At 36.3% G+C, this 22,507-nt stretch carries 13 protein-coding genes; 8 read left to right on the top strand and 5 right to left on the bottom strand.

What is annotated here, in order from left to right:
* The first annotated feature begins 65 nt into the window (after positions 1-65).
* On the top strand, positions 66-6,443 hold the full coding sequence (locus ASF10_RS11435; RefSeq protein WP_082472422.1) for a HAMP domain-containing protein: 6,378 nt from the start codon (positions 66-68) through the stop codon (positions 6,441-6,443).
* Positions 6,444-6,464: 21 nt separating this feature from the next.
* Positions 6,465-7,688: a sensor histidine kinase gene (locus ASF10_RS11430; protein ID WP_198529583.1), complete on the top strand. Its 1,224-nt coding sequence runs from the start codon at positions 6,465-6,467 to the stop codon at positions 7,686-7,688.
* Between the two features lie 63 nt (positions 7,689-7,751).
* Here ASF10_RS11430 and ASF10_RS11425 read toward each other — a convergent pair whose 3' ends face one another.
* Both ASF10_RS11425 and ASF10_RS11420 read right to left on the bottom strand, forming a co-directional pair.
* On the bottom strand, positions 7,752-9,113 hold the full coding sequence (locus ASF10_RS11425; protein WP_056249129.1) for a sensor histidine kinase: 1,362 nt from the start codon (positions 9,111-9,113) through the stop codon (positions 7,752-7,754).
* Positions 9,110-9,799 (bottom strand): response regulator transcription factor, encoded by a 690-nt coding sequence (locus ASF10_RS11420; RefSeq protein ID WP_056249126.1) that lies wholly within the window; start codon positions 9,797-9,799, stop codon positions 9,110-9,112. The genes ASF10_RS11425 and ASF10_RS11420 overlap by 4 nt, the downstream gene beginning before the upstream one ends.
* 264 nt (positions 9,800-10,063) lie before the next feature.
* Between ASF10_RS11420 and ASF10_RS11415 the strand changes: the two genes are divergently transcribed.
* From ASF10_RS11415 to ASF10_RS11395, 5 genes are all read left to right on the top strand, one after another.
* Positions 10,064-11,392: a hypothetical protein gene (locus ASF10_RS11415; RefSeq protein WP_056249123.1), complete on the top strand. Its 1,329-nt coding sequence runs from the start codon at positions 10,064-10,066 to the stop codon at positions 11,390-11,392.
* Between the two features lie 12 nt (positions 11,393-11,404).
* Positions 11,405-11,818 carry a Dabb family protein gene (locus ASF10_RS11410; protein WP_056249120.1) on the top strand — a complete coding sequence of 138 codons (414 nt, stop codon included), beginning with the start codon at positions 11,405-11,407 and terminating at the stop codon, positions 11,816-11,818.
* A gap of 27 nt (positions 11,819-11,845) precedes the next feature.
* Positions 11,846-12,319, top strand: a complete 474-nt coding sequence (locus ASF10_RS11405) for a hypothetical protein (protein ID WP_241774941.1) — start codon at positions 11,846-11,848, stop codon at positions 12,317-12,319.
* 372 nt (positions 12,320-12,691) lie between these two features.
* On the top strand, positions 12,692-13,162 hold the full coding sequence (locus ASF10_RS11400) for a hypothetical protein (protein WP_056249118.1): 471 nt from the start codon (positions 12,692-12,694) through the stop codon (positions 13,160-13,162).
* 206 nt (positions 13,163-13,368) lie between these two features.
* Positions 13,369-14,187: an alpha/beta fold hydrolase gene (locus tag ASF10_RS11395; protein WP_056249116.1), complete on the top strand. Its 819-nt coding sequence runs from the start codon at positions 13,369-13,371 to the stop codon at positions 14,185-14,187.
* A gap of 187 nt (positions 14,188-14,374) precedes the next feature.
* Here the strand turns inward: ASF10_RS11395 and ASF10_RS11390 are convergent, their stop codons facing one another.
* Both ASF10_RS11390 and ASF10_RS11385 read right to left on the bottom strand, forming a co-directional pair.
* Entirely contained in the window at positions 14,375-15,799 is a 1,425-nt protein-coding gene (locus tag ASF10_RS11390; RefSeq protein ID WP_056249114.1) for a SusD/RagB family nutrient-binding outer membrane lipoprotein, read from the bottom strand.
* 11 nt (positions 15,800-15,810) lie between these two features.
* Positions 15,811-19,005 (bottom strand): SusC/RagA family TonB-linked outer membrane protein, encoded by a 3,195-nt coding sequence (locus ASF10_RS11385; RefSeq protein ID WP_056249112.1) that lies wholly within the window; start codon positions 19,003-19,005, stop codon positions 15,811-15,813.
* Positions 19,006-19,871: 866 nt separating this feature from the next.
* On the opposite strand from ASF10_RS11385, the gene ASF10_RS11380 reads away from it, so the two are divergent.
* Complete coding sequence (locus tag ASF10_RS11380; protein ID WP_056249109.1) at positions 19,872-21,224, top strand: hypothetical protein; 1,353 nt, start codon at positions 19,872-19,874, stop codon at positions 21,222-21,224.
* A 125-nt stretch (positions 21,225-21,349) separates the two neighbouring features.
* Here ASF10_RS11380 and ASF10_RS11375 read toward each other — a convergent pair whose 3' ends face one another.
* Positions 21,350-22,354 carry an OmpA family protein gene (locus ASF10_RS11375; RefSeq protein WP_056249106.1) on the bottom strand — a complete coding sequence of 335 codons (1,005 nt, stop codon included), beginning with the start codon at positions 22,352-22,354 and terminating at the stop codon, positions 21,350-21,352.
* Positions 22,355-22,507: the final 153 nt, after the last annotated feature.

Raw genomic sequence — 22,507 nt, 5'->3', positions numbered from 1 at the left:
AATTCACCAATAGCATACCAAACCCAAAATCCAAAAACATAATCTACACCAACGTACACCTAGCTATGAAAAAAACAAAACATATCGATAAAACACCAGACGATAAGTTCCTCATTGCCTTGCCTATTGTAACAGATGAAAATACCTCTGGCAGCAAAAGCAAAAAAAAGAATCCCGAAGAGGAATCTATCCTGAGTGATGCAGAGTTTTTAAAAATTTTACTAAAAGTAAAAAATGGTAATTTCTCCCAGCGTTTTCCTACTGATCAAAACGGAATAAAAAGGTCGATCTGCGATACTTTAAACGAAATCATTGACCTGAATGAAAGGATGGTTTTTGAATTCCAGAAAGTCGGTAAAAGCATTGGTAAACAAGGAAAATTAACCAATCGTGTTGTTCTCGATGGTGCACGCGGTTCGTGGAGTTCCTGTGTAGATTCTGTAAACACACTGATATCTGATCTGGTTCACCCAACGATTGAAATAGCGCACGTAATTACCTCAGTGGCAAAAGGAAATTTATCTCAGGAAATGCCTTTATCTATTGAAGGGAATCCGCTTCAGGGAGAATTTTTGAGAATTGCAAAAGAGGTAAACGGAATGGTGAAACAGCTGAACCTTTTCTCGATGGAGGTTACGCGTGTGGCGCGTGAGGTAGGTACAGAAGGTAAACTGGGCGGTCAGGCAAAAGTGCGTGGTGTGGGCGGTGTATGGAAAGATTTGACCGACTCTGTAAATAAAATGGCGAGTAACTTAACTGGTCAGGTTCGTAATATTGCCGATGTAACGACGGCGGTGGCTAAAGGAGATTTATCTAAAAAAATTACCGTTGACGTAAAAGGAGAAATCCTCGAACTTAAAAATACCATCAATACCATGGTGGATCAGCTGAACTCCTTCTCATCTGAGGTTACCCGTGTGGCTCGTGAAGTAGGAACAGAAGGAAAACTGGGCGGACAGGCACAAGTAAAAGGTGTTGGAGGAACCTGGAAAGATTTAACAGATTCCGTTAACCAGATGGCGTCCAACCTAACCGGACAGGTTCGTAATATTGCCGATGTAACAACGGCGGTAGCAAAAGGTGATCTTTCGAAAAAAATTACCGTTGACGTAAAAGGAGAAATCCTGGAACTAAAAGATACGATTAATACGATGGTGGATCAGCTGAACTCCTTCTCTTCTGAGGTAACACGTGTATCACGTGAAGTAGGTTCTGAAGGAAAACTGGGAGGTCAGGCAAAAGTACGAGGTGTGGGTGGAGTTTGGAAAGATTTGACCGATTCTGTAAACCAAATGGCCTCCAACTTAACGGGTCAGGTACGTAATATTGCCGAGGTAACAACAGCCGTAGCAAAAGGAGATTTATCTAAAAAAATTACCGTAAACGTTGAGGGAGAAATCCTGGAACTTAAAAATACCATCAATACCATGGTGGATCAGCTAAACTCATTCGGTTCTGAGGTAACTCGTGTGGCGCGTGAGGTAGGTTCTGAAGGTAAACTGGGTGGTCAGGCAAAAGTAAAAGGTGTTGGAGGAACCTGGAAAGATTTAACCGATTCCGTTAACCAGATGGCATCCAACCTAACCGGACAAGTTCGTAATATTGCCGAGGTAACAACCGCCGTAGCAAATGGTGATTTATCTAAAAAAATTACCGCTGTAGCCGAAGGGGAAATTCTGGAATTGAAAAAAACCATTAATACCATGGTAGATCAGCTGAACTCCTTCTCGTCTGAGGTTACCCGTGTGGCTCTTGAAGTAGGTACAGAAGGAAAACTGGGCGGACAGGCAAAAGTAAAAGGTGTTGGAGGAACCTGGAAAGATTTGACGGATTCTGTTAACCAGATGGCATCCAACTTAACCGGACAAGTACGTAATATTGCCGAGGTAACTACAGCCGTGGCAAAAGGAGATTTATCCCGCCAAATTACGGTTGATACCAAAGGAGAAATCTTAGAGCTTAAAAACACTATTAATACGATGGTGGGACAGCTAAATTCATTTGCATCTGAGGTTACCCGTGTGGCGCGTGAGGTTGGAACCGAAGGAAAACTGGGTGGACAAGCGCAGGTAGAAGGTGTTGGAGGAACCTGGAAAGATTTGACCGATTCCGTTAACCAGATGGCATCCAACTTAACCGGACAAGTACGTAATATTGCCGAAGTAACAACAGCGGTAGCAAAAGGAGATTTGTCGCTCCAGATTACCGTTGACGTAAAAGGAGAAATCTTAGAATTAAAAAATACCATCAATACCATGGTGGATCAGCTTAGAGGTTTTGCCTCTGAGGTAACAAGGGTTTCGCGAGAAGTAGGAACCGAAGGAAAACTGGGCGGACAGGCGAATGTTCCCGGAGTTGCCGGAACCTGGAAAGATTTAACAGATTCGGTTAACCAAATGGCAGGAAATCTTACTGCTCAGGTTCGTAATATTGCCGATGTGGCGATTGCCGTTGCCAACGGAGATATGTCCCGAAAAATTACCGTAGACGTACGTGGAGAAATTCTTCAGTTAAAGGAAACTTTAAATACCATGGTGGACCAGCTTCGTGAGTTTGCCTCTGAGGTTACCCGTGTGGCGCGTGAGGTTGGTACCGAAGGAAAACTGGGAGGTCAGGCAAACGTTCCCGGCGTTGCAGGAACATGGAAAGATTTAACAGACTCTGTGAACCAGATGGCGGGTAACTTAACCACGCAGGTACGTAATATTGCCGAGGTAACGATTGCCGTAGCGAATGGAGATATGTCCAAAAAAATTACTGCCGACGTACGTGGAGAAATTCTGCAATTGAAGGAAACCGTAAATACGATGGTGGATCAGCTTCGTGCCTTTGCCTCTGAGGTAACTCGTGTGGCGCGTGAGGTAGGAACTGACGGTAAACTGGGCGGTCAGGCATTCGTGCCGGGGGTTGCCGGAACATGGAAAGATTTAACGGATTCCGTTAACCAAATGGCTTCTAACCTTACCGGACAGGTTCGTAATATTGCCGATGTAACAAAGGCGGTTGCAAATGGTGACCTTTCGAAACAAATTACTGTTGACGTAAAAGGAGAAATTCTGGATCTAAAGAATACTTTTAATACGATGGTTGAACAGCTGAATTCTTTTGCCTCTGAGGTTACGCGTGTGGCACGTGAAGTTGGTACAGAAGGGAAACTTGGAGGACAATCTCAGGTAAAAGGTGTTGCCGGAACCTGGAAAGATTTAACGGATTCTGTGAATGTAATGGCTTCGAATTTAACGGGTCAGGTTCGTGGAATCGCAAAAGTGGTAACATCAGTAGCAAAAGGAAACCTAAAACAAAAACTATCTATTGATGCTAAAGGTGAAGTTGCACAGCTGACTGATACGATCAACGAAATGATTGATACGCTGGCTACATTCTCTGATCAGGTAACTACGGTGGCGCGTGAAGTGGGTGCAGAAGGAAAACTGGGCGGACAGGCAAATGTACCGGGAGCTTCAGGAACCTGGAAAAACTTAACTGAAAACGTAAACCAACTGGCAGCAAATCTTACCACTCAGGTACGTGCGATTTCTGAGGTTGCATCTGCGGTAACACAAGGAGATTTAACGCGAACAATTGGTGTTGAAGCAAAAGGTGAAGTTGAAGCGCTTAAAGATACTATCAATCAAATGATTTATAATCTTAAAGCAACCACTTTACGTAATCAGGAACAAGACTGGCTGAAATCGAATTTAGCTAAATTTACCCAGATGCTTCAGGGACAAAAAGAGCTTAATGCCGTTACTAAAAAAATCCTCTCTGAACTTGCTGCTGTTGTTACAGCGCAACACGGACTTTTTTATATCCTGGAAGAAGGCGAAGAATTTATGGATTCTAAACTAAATTTAATTGCTTCTTACGCTTACATCAAAAGAAAAAATTCACCTACCTCCTACGCTATGGGCGAAGGACTTATTGGTCAGGTTGCGATAGAAAAAGAACGAATTATTTTAAGTAATGTTCCAAAAGATTACATCAGAATCAATTCTGGTTTGGGAGACGCAAAACCAAAAGACGTTATTATTCTTCCCGTTCTTTTTGAAGGGCAACTTAAAGCTGTTATTGAACTAGCTTCGCTTGATACCTTTAGTCAGACGCATTTAGATTTCCTTGAAGGATTGACAGAAAGTATTGGTATTGTATTGAACACGATTGAATCAAATTCAAGAACCGAAGAATTATTGGTACAATCACAATCACTGGCAAGTGAGCTGAAAAGCCAACAGGAAGTATTGAAAAATACGAATGAGGAACTTGAAGAAAAAGCTATTTTATTAGCGAATCAAAAAGAAGAAGTTGAGCTTAAAAATCAGGAAGTCGAGGTCGCCCGTAAAGCCCTTGAAGAAAAAGCAGATCAGCTTACGCTTACTTCAAAATACAAATCAGAGTTTCTTGCCAATATGTCGCATGAGTTAAGAACGCCGCTAAACAGTTTACAGATTTTAGCGAATGAACTGATTGCGAACAGAGACGGGAATTTATCCGAAAAACAAATTCAGTTTGCCATCACTATCAACTCTTGCGGAGATGACCTTATCCAGTTAATCAATGACATTCTGGATCTTTCTAAAATTGAGTCCGGATATATTTCTGTCGATTATAACCCGATTAGTTTTGCTGAAATCAGCCGATTTGTAGAATCTACCTTCAACCCTATTTCTCAGGCAAAACATCTTCATTTTGAAATCAATATGGATAAAAACCTGCCGGAAGTAATGGAAACCGATTCGCAAAGATTAAATCAGATTCTGAAAAATCTTTTATCCAACTCTTTCAAATTTACCGAAAAAGGAGAAGTTACACTTAAAATTTACAAAGCCAATAATAGTTGGAAAACCAAAAACATTAGTCTTGACAATGCCGAAGCTGTTGTGGCGTTCGAAATCTCGGATACCGGAATTGGAATCTCCAAAGAAAAACAAAACATCATTTTCGAAGCTTTCCAACAAGCAGAAGGTTCTACCAGCCGTAAATATGGAGGAACAGGTTTGGGATTATCGATCAGCCGCGGTCTTTCGGATTTATTAGGAGGAAGTATCGAACTGGAAAGTGATACCAATATTGGAAGTAAATTCACCTTGTATCTTCCTTTAAAATTCGTTCATATCCCGGAATTAGAAGACATTACGGTTAATGAGGAAACCAATGTAATTCATGCCGGAAAAAGCCGTTTAAAATCGCTTCCTTCTGCCAGTTTCAACACATCAGACATTGATTTGTATTTTGTAGATGAGGTTGGTGACGACAGAACGGATATTAAACCTGATGATAAAATTCTTTTAATTGCCGAGGATAATATAACATTTGCCAAGGTTTTGCTTGAAAGAGCGCATCAGCACGGCATTAAAGCCATTGTAACGACTAAAGGAAATGATGTAATTGATTTTATAAACCAATTTCAGCCACATGCCATAACAATGGATCTTAATATGCCTGATACAAGCGGATGGAAAATTCTGGACAGGTTAAAAACCGATTTTACGCTGCGTCATATTCCGGTTTATATTATTTCCGGTGAAGACGAAAGAAATAAAGGACTGAAACGCGGTGCAAGAAATTTTATGCTGAAACCGGTAAAAAATGAAGCGCTGACTTCGCTTTTCAATGATATTCATAATTTCAAAAACAAAAAAGAAAAGAATCTTCTGATTGTCGATGATAACGAAAGCGAGTTGAAACGCATTGTAGAATCGGTTTCCGGTGACGATATTTCGATTTTTACAGCGCTGACAGCAAAAGATGCGGTTGCATTAATTGCTGAGAAATCGTTTGATTGTATTATTTTAGATTTGGTCTTGCCGGATGCTGACGGTCTTGATCTTATTAGCGATCTCGAAAATAATATTGCCGGACAGGAAACCGCTATTATTATACATTCTGCAGGAGATGTAAATAAAAAGCAACGCAGTAAACTAAGCAGGTTTGCGCACAATATTATTACGAAAAGTGCACTTTCTATTGACGAATTAGTCGATCAGACGGCTCTTTTTATGCATCGTGTCCATAAGGATCTTCCTGAAAGTATGCGAGAAAGAATTGAAGAGTATTACCTGAAAGAAGATGTACTGATAAACAAAAAAGTATTGCTTGTGGATGATGATGTTCGAAACCTATTTGCTTTAACCACAGCTCTTGAACGTTTTGGACTGGATGTAATGAGCGCTGAATCCGGTCATGAAGCTATTGATATTCTAAATCAAAACCTGAAAATCGATATTGTCTTAATGGATATCATGATGCCGGAACTGGATGGTTATGAAACAATGAAAATAATTAGAAAAAACATAAAACATAAGGATTTAACGATTATAGCCGTTACTGCAAAAGCTATGAAAGGTGACAGACAACGCTGCATTGAGTCAGGCGCGTCAGATTATATTACCAAGCCTGTAAATGTTGAACAATTATCCTCTTTAATGAGAGTGTGGTTAAAATAATTATTTTTAATGATAAGCATCATGGAAGAACACGCTGTTAAAATATTAATTGTCGACGACAAAAAAGAAAACCTGCTTTCCTTGCAGGTTATTCTTGCTGATAGAGGCTATGAATTTGTTGAGGCGACTTCTGGTAAGGACGCCTTAAGAATTTTGCTTAAAAACCAGGATTTTGCTATTATACTGATGGATGTACAAATGCCTCTCATGGATGGATTTGAAACCGCTGAACTCATTCGCCAAAGCGATAAACTAAAAGATGTGCCTATTATTTTCCTGACAGCCAACATGAATACTACGGATTACATTTTTAAAGGATATCAATCCGGTGCTGTAGATTATATGATTAAACCGTTGTCAAGAGAAATACTTCAGGCAAAAGTATCTGTGTTTACGGAGTTGTATAGAAAAAACAGGGAATTACGGTTTAAAGAAGAAGAAACCAGATCACTAAATTCTAAGATTGTAAAGGCAAACGAAGAATTGGCAAAGCAATATCAGGCAATCGAAAAATATGCCGCTGAGCTTAAAAAGAAAAACATTGAGCTCGATGCTTTTACTCATATTTCGAGTCACGATCTTCAGGAACCTTTGCGAAAAATACAAACCTTTACCAATATTATACTGGCAAATGAATATCCAAATCTAAGTGCTGAGGGCAAAAATAAATTTGAAAGGATTTTATATTCTACTAATCGAATGCGGGATTTAATTAACGATCTTCTTGTTTTTTCCCGCACAAATATTGCTGATCGTGTATTTGAAATTACAGATTTAAATAAATTAGTCGAAGACCTGAAAGAAACCATGCAGGAGAATATTTCAGAAAAAGGCGCTGCAATCGTTACGGATCTTCACGGATCTGCTAAGATTATTCCTTTCTTGTTTGTGCAGCTTCTGGAGAATTTGCTAAACAATGCTTTGAAGTTCTCTCAAAAGGAAATTCCGATTGAAATTCAAATTAAAAGCTGCATTAAAAAAGGTGAAGAACTTCAACATCAGGAGTTATCTCTATCCGAAAACTATTGCCACATCAGTTTTCAGGATAACGGAATAGGTTTTGAACCGGAACACAGCGAAAAAATATTTGGCGTATTTCAAAGGCTTCACAGCAGGGATGTTTACGACGGCACAGGAATTGGTCTGGCAATTGTCAAGAAAATTGTCGAAAATCACAATGGCATAATTACAGCAACAGCATTCCCTATGAAAGGCGCAACCTTTAATATTTATCTGCCGCAATAATCAGATAAAACAGTAAAAATCAAGGGACAGAAAAATATCTGTCCCTTTTTATATGAAGTAAATTTAAACCGGCAGCGTAACGATAAATGTTGTTCCTTTTCCCACAACAGATTTTACATCGATTAAACCATTATGAAGGCTTAGAATTTGTTTTACAACAGATAAACCAACTCCATACCCTATTTCGTGGCTTTTATTTTTTCCTCTGTAAAACAAATTATAGATTTTCTCCAGATCTTCCTCAGGAATACCAATTCCGTTATCAGAGAATGTCAGGACAATACTCTCTGCAAAAGTATTGATGTCTACATGACACGAATGATCTGTTGAATATTTGCAGGCATTTTCCATAATATTAGAAAAAGCAATTTGAAGAAGATACGGATTCCCGTTATAATTATAGAAATTTGCATCGCTATCTTCTAAGTTCGTGTAGCTTATACCAATCTTATATTTTACCTCTTTTTTGTTCAAGAGATTTAGTTTTGCATCAACCAGAACTTCATCTATTCGAATATCAGACATTTTTATTTGTGATATATCATAATTAGCACGTGCAAAATCCAAAAGTGCCGTAGAAAGCTGAGAAACATGATTTGCTTCTTCCAAGGCATTGTCCAAAGAAACTTTATAGTCGTCAATCGTCTGGTTTAGCTCTTTGCCCAGTTCAATTTCAGCAATTAAAATAGAAAGCGGCGTACGGAATTCATGCGAAATTGTGGTTACAAAATTCCTGTGGTTATTAAAGGATTTCTCTAATCTATTAAAAGTATCATTAAAAGTCTCTGTAAGTTCATAAAGTTCGTCTTTTGCTTTTGGCACAATTATTCGCTTATTAAGATTATGTTCTGATATATCCCTGATTTGAAAAATAATATCCTTTAAGGGTTTTAACGTGTAATAGGAAAATCCAAAACCTATAATAAATATCAATACGATCGAGGTAAAATACACGTAGACCAAATTCTCCTTAAAAACACTAATATGATTAAGACCGCTTACGTCTATTGCACGTCCTACGATATAAAATTCTTTATTATTATCAATGTATAAAATTCCACGGTATTGGTATTTATCATCAGACCAGTTTAGGTATTTATTCTTTTTGATGGACTGCAATATCTTCTGATTGCCAAGAGGCGGCATATTATCAGAAAAATAAAGGTCAAACTTATTGTCATAGACACTGATATCTGCTTCATTAAGAACTTTTTTGTTTTTTGTGTGCAGGAACTTTATAAGGTCTTTATCAATCTGTGCATCAAATATAAACTCAGCGCGCCAGGTTATTTTATAATCAAGGCGGTCAAAAAACTCCTCTTTTCTGTTTTTTTCAGATACAAAATAAACGCTGTAGGCAAAAACAAAAAGAATAAAAGCAGTTAAAATGGCGTAAGCAAGAGCGGTGCGGGTTACTAATTTCATATTTTACTGCTTAAAATAAATCCCATTCCAACCTTGGTATGAATTAGTTTTTGATCAAAACCTTTGTCAATTTTTTTTCTCAGATAAGCAATATAAACATCGATATAATTGGTTCCGGTATCAAAATTATTGCCCCAGACATTATCGGCAATTTCGTCACGGGTAAGAAGTCTTTCCGGGTTTTGCATCATAAAATGCAGCAGATTAAATTCTTTTGGTGTCAGGTTTATGGTTACGCCTTCTCTATAAATTACTTTGGTACGTTTGTCCATAACAAGATCACTGTAGGTTAGTTGAGCGCTTTCTTCTAAAGTGTTTGTTGCATCATTTTTGCGTTGCAGTAACGCTTTAACCCTTGCGTAAAGTTCTCTTATTTCAAAAGGTTTCACCAGATAATCATCTGCGCCGGCATCAAAGCCTTCAATTTTTTCGTCAATAGTTCCCAGCGCCGTAAGCATAATGATTGGGATCTTTTTTCCGGAATGGCGGATTTTTTTACAGAACGTAATTCCATCCATTCCTCCCAGCATAATATCTGTGATAATCAATTCAAAATCAATTTTCTCTAAAAGTATAAGTCCTTCCTCTGCTTCTTCTGCAATATAAACCTGGTAGCCCTGACTTTCCAATCCTCGTTTAAGCAGCGCAGAAACCCGGCTGTTATCTTCTACTATCAATATCTTCATTTGTATGGCTTGATTTTAAATCGGAGTCAAATTTACGACAATATTTTCTTTTTCTAAAAGGCTAATATCTTCAGATTAGTTATACCGAAGCTTAAATATCACTGATTTTCAATTATTTAAAATTAAAACAATCTATTTTCTAATAACATTCTATAGCCTTTCTAATGGTTTTCTAATACCCCAAAGAGTATGCTGAATCTACCTTTGTCCTGTCAAAAACAAAGTAGTGATCACTACCAAACAAAATGTAAATTTTAACTAAACATGAAAACAGGTTATTTAAAAATTGGAATATGTTTTTCTCTGCTTGCAGGGTTATTTAATACCGTAAATGCCCAAAAGAAGAACGATTTTGGAAACCCTACTCTTACGCATTATCTAAACGATGAAAAAACGCGTTCGATATCTTTTAGCGGTTATACTGAAATATGGGCGCGTTATCTGGAACTTAATCCGGGAAGTCTTGTAAATGGTGAGCAGGTAAACAGTATTTCGGATTTATCATTGCGCAGGGTAAGGGTGAAAATGGCGTATCAGCCTACAGAAAAATTCACTTTTATACTACAGGGAGGTTTAACGAATGTAAACGTAGCCACGAAAACATCTCCAACATTCGAACTTCTGGATGCTTATGCAGAGTACAAATTCAACGATGTGATTGCTGCCGGTGCGGGTCGATCTACCTGGAAAGGATTATCCAGATTTACAACAGGACCATTGAATACTTTATTATATGATTTCCCGTCTTATGCAACCGGAAATGCAGGGATATCTGATGAAACCGTGAGGGAGTTCAGCGTTTATGCAAAAGGACAAATAGGCAAACTTGATTACCGTTTGGTTATTGCAGATCCGTATACGAATGTGAGTTCAGATCCGCAATATAATGTAGCTACTTTTAGCAAAACCCATCCTAATAAGGATTACTCGGGTTATTTTAAATATGAATTTTTTGATAGCGAAAATAATTCAACACCTTTTCATTCCGGAACATATAGCGGTAAAAAGAAAGTGCTTGCATTAGGTGCCGGATTCGAATACATACACAATGAACTATGGCATCTTGATGAAGCGAAAAACACCATTAATGATGATGAAAAGAGCTTTGCCGTTGACCTTTTCTACGATACGCCGATAAACAAGGAACGTGGTACCTCTTTTAGTGCTTATGCCATGGCAATGAATAATAATTACGGTCCTAATTATACCCGTTATTCTGGGGTAAGTAATCCTGCAAGTGGCGTAAATGCAGCCGAAAGCAGTCTTAACGGTGCCGGAAATACATCGCCGGTTATAGGGACGGGTAATACGTATTATGTACAAATTGGTGGTACACTACCCTATTTTAACAAAGACAAAAGCAATCTACAGCTGCAGCCTGCGGGAAGTATTATGCTTTCTGATCTTGACGGACTTCACGATAAGGCGCTGACTTATGATGCCGGTGTTTCCTTATTAATGAATGGCATGTCGTCCAGATTAACTTTTGATGCTCAAAACCGTCCAATTTATGCCTTAAACGATGCCAGTCAAGCCACGGTATCAGACAGAAAATGGCAGTTTGTTTTAAAATACAGAATCGACTTTAATTAAAAAATTACTATTATGAAACGAAGAAATTTTATTATCAAATCTGCGAGTGCCGGAGCGCTTTCGCTTATTGGAGGAGAAATATTAGCCAATAATAAAACAGAACCTCAACCTAAGACTGTCTATTTTCATTATTTGTTGTTTTGGCTAAAACCTGAACTTACCGCAACGGAGGTAAAAGATTTTAAAAACTTTTTTGAAGGACTTAAAAAGTTGCCTTATGTAAAAAATGTACGTTATGGAGGACCCGCAAATTCATCTCCAAGACCTGTAATGGACAATTCTTTTACCTACAATGCCTCTATGGAATTTGATTCTCTTGAAGACTTAGAAACGTATGGTAAACTTGACGGACATCTGGCTTTAGTAGCAAAATATAAACCATTTTTTAATAAAATGATGGTTCATGATTCCGTTTACATTCAATAAAAAATATTACTTTTAAATACTATCAAAATGAAAAATTTATTAAAAGGATTTATCCTATCTGTAGTCCTTATGTCAGCAAACAGCAATAATGCACAAAATCACAAAAATGTTTCGGTAAAACCATTAGAAGAAGCATCTGAGATTCCTGCTTACCGCCTTATCAATAATCCTGATGGAACGAGTTCATTCGAAAAAGGTTCTATTCCATCCTTAAAACACATGAATACTGCTTCGTTCTGGTACAGCAATAAAACAGAAGAATGGGAAAAAAACGCACATCCTGCACCCAGAAAACAATATGTAATAACGGTAAAAGGTAAAATTAGATTTAAGGTTTCTGATGGAAGTACTTTTATCATAGAACCCGGTGTAATTTTACTTGCCGAAGATTTAAAAGGTAAAGGTCACAGCTGGGATATGGTTGATACGGATGTTTGGGAACGTTTATACATACCTATTACAGAGAACTCAGAGGATCTTTTTGAGCCTGAATCAAAATAGTTTTAAATGTTTTTAAGCAGATATTCTTGTATATCTGACTTTAAAATTAAATCCCCTTTACTAACAAAAGGGGATTTTTTTATGTATGATACATGGACTATTGGAATTGGTATTTCGAAAAATTTTGGTAAAAAACACAATTAGAATTTTATTTCCCTATTCGAATAAATGTTATCTTTAACATATATACTTTTTTTAGTAACTTTCACTTAAAGAACAACTTATAATTTTAAAACATGCGAGAAGTAATGATTAGAAGTAAAGTTTAAAAGTATTATTAATGTCCAGATCCTACAAAATCCAAATCTTATTATGTAACATAACACGCTGAAAAAGAAACTAAGTTTGAGAAGTTTCACTAAAAATAATATTATGAAAAATTTCTGCATGCTTTTACTATCAATTTTCTTTTTTTCATGTCAACAAAAAGAAATCAAAAAAAATCCCGTTCCAGTCTCAGATTCGGTTTCAGTTATTGAAAAGGAAAATATAGAAAAGAACAAACAAATTGGCGATACTATCGTCCTGAATTTTAAAAACGAAAAAGGTTTATATGTAGCCGAAGGTTCGTTAGATTCTATTCATCCCAGAGTATATCTTAAATTTAAAAATGAAGATTCAGGCGAAATAAACGCAAAGATTCTTCCGTCTACAGGCAAAGGAAACATCCGTTTTAACCAAATTATCTTTCCCGATCAAAGTTCAGACGGACCGTTTGGAATGGATTTAAAAATCAATCTCACGCAAAAAGGAAATCATATTCTCGTAATTGGACATTCGCAAATGGCTGATAATCCGTTTTGGGGAAAATTTAATGTGGAGCTTGAGCAGAAAAAGCAATAATGATTTTGGTTTCTGTATAAAGAATAAATAAACCTGAGCCAATTAAAATTACGACTAATTTCATTACTTAATCTAGATTAATCGATAAGTCTTTTCTACCCCTGTAAATTTGTAAAAGAATTTAAATCAATAAAAAATCAAGATTTAAAGACAACATTAAACACAGATATATTTATAACGATTAATAACCTAAAACTAAAAGAAAGATGAGCACAATTACAGTAAAAGACGGAACAGAGATTTATTACAAAGATTGGGGAACAGGACAACCAATTGTTTTTCACCACGGCTGGCCATTATCCAGTGATGATTGGGACGCACAGATGATGTTTTTCCTAAAACAAGGATACAGAGTTATTGCTCATGACAGACGCGGACATGGTCGTTCCGGACAAAGCTCAGAAGGCAACAACATGGAAACTTATGCAGCAGATGTAGCGGAATTAACTGCGGCACTTGATTTAAAAAATGCGATTCATATTGGTCACTCAACCGGTGGCGGAGAAGTAATACGCTACGCAGCAAAATATGGTAAAGAACGTGTTGCAAAAGCGATAATAATTAGTGCGGTAACGCCAATAATGATAAAAAACGAAGCAAATCCTGATGGTGTGCCATTGTCTGTTTTTGATGAAATAAGAGAAGGTACAGGATTTAACAGAGCACAATATTTTTATGATTTTCCAATACCATTCTACGGATGGAACCGTGAAGGAAAAACAGTTCAGGAAGGAATTAAACATAACTGGTGGCGTCAGGGAATGATGGGTTCTGTTTTAGCACATTATGAAGGAATAAAAGCTTTCTCTGAATCAGATTTTACCGAAGATCTTAAGAGTCTGGACATTCCGGTTCTTGTATTACACGGAGAAGATGATCAGATTGTGCCTTATAATCAAGCTCCTAAAGCGGCTAAATTATTAAAAAACGGAAAACTAATTTCATATCCGGGATTTCCACACGGTATGCCAACTACGGAAGCAGAAACTATTAATAAAGATATTTTAGAATTTATAAAATCTTAAGAAATATCTAATATAAAAATGCAGTTTACATTATATTATAATACTTTGAAAGTGTTGCAAAAAGTAAGTTGTATTCAAAAACAAAAAACCTCCAAAGTCATATGACTTTGGAGGTTTTTAAATTCTATAGATACTTAATTACATCTTGAAATTGTGTTACAATTCAGTAATTAAGTTTATTTGTTGCTTATTTTACATCAAACCACAATTTTGTAGTCAGTAAATCTTTTCCCTGAGCAGATACTGCTGCCTGGTAACTATTTCCGTTTAAGGATTGTTCTGTACCCGGATAAAAGAAACGCGAAGGTATTTGTCCGTTTAAAACCGTATCAGGACCTGCTGTTAATACAGGATAATCCAGTCTTCTCCACTCCACAAATGCATCAAGACCTTGCCCGAAGAATGCGATCCATTTTTGCGTACCTATTGATTTTGCATAATTTGTTGCATCATATTTTACCGTTGGCTGGTTCAGATAATTAGAAACCGTTGTAGCATTGGTAATCCCAAATTGATTTAACGATGCCGTAATGGCACTTTTATAAAGTTGTTCTGCATCTCCTGCAATATAACCACGCGCTACAGCTTCAGAAAGATTAAACAAAGTTTCTGAATAAGAAACAAGTACAGCCGGCGATGTTGACGTCAGGAAATAACTTCCCGGTTTTGATGTTTTGGCAAAACCCTGGCTGTTTGCAGCACTATTTGACAATCCGTTGCCACCACCAACATATTTACCTACAGTTGCATCTGATGGTAATTGAGCATAAACCGGTAAACGCGGATCTGATAATTCGTTTAACTTATCAACCAAAGTCTTCGAAATACGAAAATCATCTCTGGTTTCAAACCACGCCGAAGCTGGATTTTGCTGCGGAGAACTGATATAAATAAACTGAAATATTTCACTATTACTGCTTATTAATCCTCCAGCATCGCTTGTCGCATCAATCGCCGCTTGTTTTGCTAAAGCTGGTTCTTTGTCTGAAATTCTCAACGCTATACGCAAACGAAGGGAATTTACCAGTTTTTTCCATTTCAAAACATCTCCTTTATAGGCTAAGTCTCCGGTTACAGTTCCGTTTGCCGGACTTAATAAAGACTGAGCTTGTTTTAAATCTTCCAGTAATCCTGTGTATACTTCTTTTTGTGTATTATATGCCGGAGTTACTTTTAGACCTGCTTCTTTATAGGGAATGCTTCCGTAAGCATCTGTCAATAATAAAAATGTCCATGAACGAAGTGCAAGGGCAATTCCTTTATAATTTGAATTTGCCTGTTGCTCCGGGAAATTAATAATCGTGTTCAAATCTGTAATCAGGGTTGCATATCCCGTATTCCATAAAGTGGCGAAAGAAGTGTTAGACACATCGTATCTGTCCGGTTCTGTATATTGAATTTTAGCCCAATGCTGAACAAACAGCAAAGACGAGTTAAAATTATTATCTGATCCCCAATATATATCTGCTCCCTGTTTTAATGATCCGGTTAAAAGATAAGGCGCAAGTGGTGTTTCGGTTGCATTTGGATTTTTATTAATATTATCCAGACTGTCGCTGCAAGAGACCAGTGATACAGCAAACAGCGTTATATAAGCTATTTTTTTTAGCATGATTCGTGTTTTTAAAATTTAAGATTAACATTAAGGCTAAAACTTCTGGTAGTTGGCAATGACAAACTCTCCAAACCTTGTCCGTTTCCGGTATTGAAAGCTGATTCAGGATCAATATTTGGTACGTCTTTGTAGATAAAAAACAAATTACGACCTACCGCAGTAATACTTGCCCCCTGAAAGCCCAGCTTTTTAGCAAATGATTTATTAAAATTATAACCCAGTTTTACTTCTCTTAGTTTTACAAAAGTTGAACTGTAGATATACGCTTCGCTAATGTTGAAGGGTGCTTTGTAATATTCCTGCGCACTAAGTACAGACGTATTTGGTCTTCCGTCAGCATATACACCGTCAAAGATCATTCCGTCATCATACACCACAGCACCGCCTGGAGCAGCAACTCCAGTTGGAAGCAACGTCTTAGTACTTCCTGTACTTGTAGTTGTTACATAGTAATTTAATCCGCCATTTGCTGCATCACGACCCGGAAGAGTCTGCTCTAAAACACCAGTATAATTACCTGTTCTATTCGTTCCTGAAAAAAGTTCTCCACCTACGCGAGCATCAACAAGAAATGAAAGCTCAAGGTTTTTGTACGTCAATGTGTTTGTAATACCGCCTAAAAAGTCTGGAGTATAATGTCCTAAAACTCTTTTTTGAGGATCAGCTTGTGGCAAACCATTCGCTCCTACTACAATTTTTCCATTTGCATCACGCAAATAAGCAGTTCCATAAAGTGCTCCGTAAGCTTGTCCTACAGATGCCAATACATCAACACCTCCTGAAGTAGAAATGGTATAGTTTTGAATCTGTTTTTCATAGTCAAGAATATCTACTTTGCTTATATTCTTTGAATAATTTACACCCACATTCCATTTAAAACTTTCTGTCTGAACAGGAGTTCCATCCAGCTGAATCTCTAAACCATGGTTGTTAATCTTACCGGCATTGATTAATTGCGAATTGTAACCACTTGCTGTAGTTGTTTTAATTTCCAGAATCTGGTCAAAACTATTCGTGTTATAATACGCTACATCAAGGTGTAATCTGTTTTTCCAGAAAGAAGACTCTAAACCTAATTCAGTCGAGCGGGTCGTTTCCGGTTTCAGGTTCTCATTCAGTTTCTTTTTAGAAGAAGTTTGAATTGGGTTACCATCAAATGCCGTTTGAAAATCATAAACCGTAGCCAATTGATACGGATCTGCATCGTTACCAACTTCAGACCATCCACCACGTATTTTTAAGAAATCAAGCGTACTGCTTTTTAAATTCAAAGCGTCAGATAATACTAAACTTCCACTAATAGAAGGATAAAAATAAGAGCGGTTGCTGCTTGGCAATGTCGATGACCAGTCGTTACGTCCGGTAACATTCAAAAAGGCATAATTTTTATAGCCTAATTGTGCTGATGCATATGCACTGTAAACTTTTAACTCTGAGAATACATTTGATGAAGTCAAAGGATCTCTTGAATTCGTTAATGTATACAAATCCGGCACAGCTAAACGTGGTGCTTTTTGATAATTGTTTGCATCGCTATGATTACGTATGTTGAATCCTGCAAGCGCATCTACGCTAAAATCATCGTTTACTTTTTTAGTATACTGCAAGATTCCCTCTGTATTTCTTTCGTCTACAGTATAAGCATCTTCTGCATATGACCCAAAAGGTGTTCCGTTTGTACCATATTTAATCGTGTATTTTCTGCGATCGTTGTAATAATCAACTCCCGTACGCAATTTAAAAAGAAGCCCGTCTGTAATTTTTGCTTCTAAATGGATATCTCCTATAAAACGGTTACGTTGTTGACTGGTTGTATTGTAATAAGCATTCCAATACGGATTACTATAATAACTGTTATTCCAGTTTACATCTCTATTGTTTCTAAGCTGATCTGTATCTACCTGACGTCCAAACCAAAGAAACTGAAGCATTACACCCGCAGCACGGTTTCCTGTTGGTCCGCCCGGCAATGTTGGTGCAGTTGTAACAATATAGTTTCCGGTTACACCTACTTTTATATTTTTAGATATTTGGTAGTTGGTGTTAACTGTAAAATTTGTTTTGTTTATTTCACTGTTAGGTACAGTTCCTAATTGTTTTTGATTGTTTATTCCTAAACGAAAATCTGATTTATCATCTGATTTTGCGATAGAAATACTATTATCATATGTAAGACCCGTATTAAAGAAGTTTTTTACATTATCAGGATGTGCTACAAAAGGCACTGCTACTCCATTTGAATTAAATTGCGGAATAAGACGACCATCCATTTTAGGACCCCAGCTTTCATCAACTCCATCATTAACTCCGCCTCCTTTACCTTCTACATAACTAAACTTTCCGTTTGATCCCTGACCAAATGAATTTTGAAATTTAGGCAAACTCGCAACTTCAGAAATTGTTATACCAGTGTTGAAAGTTACACCAAGTCCTTGTTGTGTTTTTCCTGATTTTGTAGTAATAAGAACAACCCCATGCGCTGCACGAGATCCGTAAAGTGCCGCAGCATTTGGACCTTTTAATACCGTTAATGTTTCAATATCCTGCGGATTTAAATCGGCGATTGCGTTTCTAAAATCTCTCGTAGCTCCACCAACAGTTCCTAACTGCGAGTTATCTACCGGAACTCCGTCGACCACAAATAAAGGCTGGTTGTTTCCTGAAATAGAGGTTTCACCACGAATAATAATACGCGAAGATCCCATATCTCCTTGAGAATTAGTAATACGAACTCCTGCCAGTTTACCGCTAAGACTATTTAAGAAATTCGTCTCTTTTGTGTCTGACAATTCCTTGCCTTTAAGTGCCTGAGTAGTATATCCTAAAGATTTTTTTTCTTTTGTAATACCAAGTGCCGTAACCACTACTTCTGAAAGTGCGTTTTGCTCTTGTTCAATACTAACAGTAACCGGATTTGAAGTCACAACAATTTCTGTTTTTTTATACCCCAGATAACTAACTATAAGTGTATAAGGAAACTTTTGTCCGGTTTGGAAATAAAACTTTCCATCAAAATCTGTTACAGCTCCGTGCGTAGTACCTTTAATGTTTATCGAAGCACCAATAACAGGCTCCTTTGTAACGGCATCGATTACGGTTCCTTCGAGTTTGGACTGAATTAACGGCTTGGTTTCCTGAGCTTTAATTCCTATGGAAATTAACAAAATGCAAAGCCATGCATATCTATTTAATTTTTTTTTCATTACTTTGTTTTAGTTTAATAAATAAGGTGAGCCGAAAACGGATTTACTCCTCTCGCTCTCCTTACAGAGATGTACAATTTCTTTAAGCTTCGCCATTTCTGCTGCAACAGAAATGGTTTTTTTATCTGCAACACATTCGTTTTTTCATTTTTACTTATTTTAGATTACTTTATTTAAATGTTTTCTACAAGATTTTAAATCCTAAAATTAGAATTCATCTTATTAAATATTTCTGTGGATTTTATAGTTTGAAGTATTTTCAGGAGTGGCAAATTATAAAGCTTAGATTGCCAAATAATTCTTTGCTTGCTCAAAAAATGAAAATATTATTTAATGCTTTTTAATGTTTTGTATTCAATCTTTATTTTAAATTCTACCAATTTGATAGAACAAAAGTATGTTAAAAATATTAACCCGAAAATTTTAAACGTTTTTTTTGTAAAAAAAATGTTAATTAAAGTTTTACTAAAATTTTAGATCATTATAAATAAAGGAGTTAACGCAAATCACACTTTTCTTGCTATGTAAGATTTTTTTTAAATCTACAGCCATAAATTGCTCAAAATGCTGGATATTGAAATCTATTTCTCTTGCTAAAACGATTTAATAGGAGACTTTTCCACATTTTAGTTTCAAATATTACTTTCAATTTTAATAATTCAGCAGAACAAAAAATTAAGTCCATTAATTATTTAATTCGAAATCAATTACTTACAAATCACGGCAAAAACTTCAATTCTTTAAGATATTACTTATTAACATTTTTGAGTAATAATCAGATATATCTTGTTATTAATTATAAATAATGTATAAATTGTGCGCACCAAATGGAATCATTTTTAACATTAAAACTATAGCAAATTTTCATGAAAGAATTATTGGAAGCATCAGAGAGATGGAAAAAAGAAGGAAGTGAATACAAAAAGGATATTAATGAATGGCTGGATATTATCTACATTCAAAAAGAAAATCCCACAACAGAATGTCCTGAAGAAACCAGAAAGGATATGGGCGATTATGTTCTGGAGCAACTTATCGAGTATAATAAAAATGGAAAGCACAAAGAATTTCGCGAGCTTTTTCCGCCCGATAATGATCCGCTTTCTGATATTTTAGACAAACCAATGTGGTACAAAGTCCGAAAAGTAGCAATACTGGATGACAATACAATACTCGCAAAATTGGGAGATTATTATGAATGGCAAGGAGTTTACACCATTAAGGATGACGAAATAACTTTAATAGACGATTTAATTGGTTTTGGTTTTAGCGAAAACAAAAAATACTATGCAAAAGTTTATGACACAAAAATTGAAGTACACGAAGGCTGGAACGGTGCAATAATATCAACATTTAGTTTGCCGGACGATGCTACAATCGAACAACTTCAATATGAAAGTATCGAGGTTTTTTCTACCGGTAAAGAAGTCGTATTGATTACTTATAACGGTATTTTTGTTATCAACGAAAACGGTTTTGAACTCATACACGGAGGTCTTATTACGGATGAAGACGACGAAGATGAGGATGACGAAGAAGATTACGAGGAGGAAGAAAATGATGAAGATGAATACGAATCTAAATATCAATTTCTTCATTATCCACATGCTGCTATTTCGCCAGATGACAAATATATTACTGTAGGATCTCAAAATTCATCACACATTGTATTGATGCAGCAAAATCAAAAATGGGAAGAAACTGCCAATATAGAACAGCGTTCTTCTTATCCTAATATTGCTTGTTTCAATTATAAATTTCAGCCGCCATTACTTGCATTAGGCTCTTGCCATTTTTCAAGAAGCGGAACTTTGGGTGTATTATTAGATAAAATTGAGGGTTTGCAGGCTTCCGGTTATAATATGGATAGCGATGCTCTTTTTGTTGTAGACGACAGACGATGGATATTTAGTATGTATCCGTCAGCTCATGGATTTTATCTGGGGTCAAATGATGGTTATTTATGGCTAAAAGTTAGTGATGAAAAATCATACTACACACACATAGGCGGCACAATTATGTCTATAGATGTTGCATCAGACAGGCAGCATATTGTTTTAGGTACTGTATCAGGACAAATAATTGTATTGCGCTGGGAAAATGTAGAACCAATTGAAGGTAAAAACATTCGTGTCGACCCTTACCTAATTACAAACTTACCAGTTGTAGATGAAAAACGTTACCTTTTTATGAGTGGTAACGAACCGTTGATTTGGTAGGAAACAGTTTTATTATGTTATAAAAAAAATGCTAAACTTAATTGTTTAGCATTTTTTTATCTCTGGTTTTTTCTATCTGTAAATTGTATTGAGCAAGATTTTTTTGTTGCAATAGCCACAGGATTCTATTGTATTTTAACCAATTCTACTCTTCGGTTTTCTGCTTTGTTTTCTTCGGTATCATTGGTTTTTAAAGGTTTTGAAGCACCAAATCCTTTTGCTTTTAATCTTTGTATGTCAATTCCTTTTGCTGCCAGAGCATACATTACCGTATTGGCTCTTTGAGTAGACAGCGTTTGGTTTCTGGCTTCGGTACCAGAATTATCAGTATGTCCTTCTATTGAAAGTTTTAATTTTGGATCCGCATTCAACAACGCTAAAATCTCTTCGACAACTTCTTGTCCGTCCGGTTGTAAAGAAGCCTTGTCTGTATCAAAATTAATATGCAAAACCGCTTTTCCAGTTTTATCAATGTCGGATTTCATTTGCTCTGCAGAATATTTTTTAATAGTTTGCTCAAAATCTTTAAGCTCCATTATAAAAATATTTCCCTGCGCTGAGTTAGACTGAATATTTACGACATATTTTTTCCCGCCGTTCTTAAAAGCATATAAAGCAAATGGCGATTCACTTTCTCTTAAAAGTCCGCTAGTACGATTTTTTCCGTTCCAGGAATTTTTTTCTAATATCGCTCTTTGCTTTTCGTCCTCCGGAAACTCTCCTTTATAAATTTGCTTCGCTCCTATTTTATCCAGATAATCATAAAAACTTTTGTCGAATAATTTTTGATTGAAATCTTTACCATCAGAACCTTCAAATGTCAAAATTCCCAGTTTTCCCTCAGTCGCATAAATACTGCTGCCGGTGTAGTTTTGCATTGTTTCATAATCAAAAAATTCAGAAAGACCGTTTTTTTCATTACTTACCTTAAGTCCTGTTGGCGCAGTAAAAAACGGAAAATTTCCAATATCTTTTAAATCGGGCATTTCATTCCAGTTTATATCTTTTGAAACAGCTTCTTCTTTTGTGTTTTCTACTTTATCCGTTTCTATTTTTTGCTCTTCTTTTTTTTCATTTTTACACGAAAACATTACGATTCCTAATAGCGCAACAATTGCTGTTTTTTTCATTTTTCCAGTTTTAAATTACAGGTTATTTTTATTTAATAGCGTAAATAAGTAAATAAAATCATAATCATAAATACCTCCAAATAATCAGTTTACAGAGATAATCTTTATATTATAATAGCTAATGTATAATTATATTTTTTAATAATAAAGTGT

The sequence above is a fragment of the Flavobacterium sp. Leaf82 genome (genome assembly GCF_001422725.1).
In the GTDB taxonomy this organism is placed as follows: domain Bacteria; phylum Bacteroidota; class Bacteroidia; order Flavobacteriales; family Flavobacteriaceae; genus Flavobacterium.
This window is presented reverse-complemented; position numbering and strand designations above follow the sequence as displayed.

Coding starts and splice junctions, on each gene's coding strand:
- ASF10_RS11420 (WP_056249126.1), bottom strand. CDS start 9,799: ATGAAGATATTGATAGTAGAAGATAACAGCCGGGTTTCTGCGCTGCTT.
- ASF10_RS11410 (WP_056249120.1), top strand. CDS start 11,405: ATGAAACGAAGAAATTTTATTATCAAATCTGCGAGTGCCGGAGCGCTT.
- ASF10_RS11435 (WP_082472422.1), top strand. CDS start 66: ATGAAAAAAACAAAACATATCGATAAAACACCAGACGATAAGTTCCTC.
- ASF10_RS11385 (WP_056249112.1), bottom strand. CDS start 19,005: ATGAAAAAAAAATTAAATAGATATGCATGGCTTTGCATTTTGTTAATT.
- ASF10_RS11380 (WP_056249109.1), top strand. CDS start 19,872: ATGAAAGAATTATTGGAAGCATCAGAGAGATGGAAAAAAGAAGGAAGT.
- ASF10_RS11425 (WP_056249129.1), bottom strand. CDS start 9,113: ATGAAATTAGTAACCCGCACCGCTCTTGCTTACGCCATTTTAACTGCT.
- ASF10_RS11415 (WP_056249123.1), top strand. CDS start 10,064: ATGAAAACAGGTTATTTAAAAATTGGAATATGTTTTTCTCTGCTTGCA.
- ASF10_RS11430 (WP_198529583.1), top strand. CDS start 6,465: ATGGAAGAACACGCTGTTAAAATATTAATTGTCGACGACAAAAAAGAA.
- ASF10_RS11390 (WP_056249114.1), bottom strand. CDS start 15,799: ATGCTAAAAAAAATAGCTTATATAACGCTGTTTGCTGTATCACTGGTC.
- ASF10_RS11375 (WP_056249106.1), bottom strand. CDS start 22,354: ATGAAAAAAACAGCAATTGTTGCGCTATTAGGAATCGTAATGTTTTCG.
- ASF10_RS11400 (WP_056249118.1), top strand. CDS start 12,692: ATGAAAAATTTCTGCATGCTTTTACTATCAATTTTCTTTTTTTCATGT.
- ASF10_RS11405 (WP_241774941.1), top strand. CDS start 11,846: ATGAAAAATTTATTAAAAGGATTTATCCTATCTGTAGTCCTTATGTCA.
- ASF10_RS11395 (WP_056249116.1), top strand. CDS start 13,369: ATGAGCACAATTACAGTAAAAGACGGAACAGAGATTTATTACAAAGAT.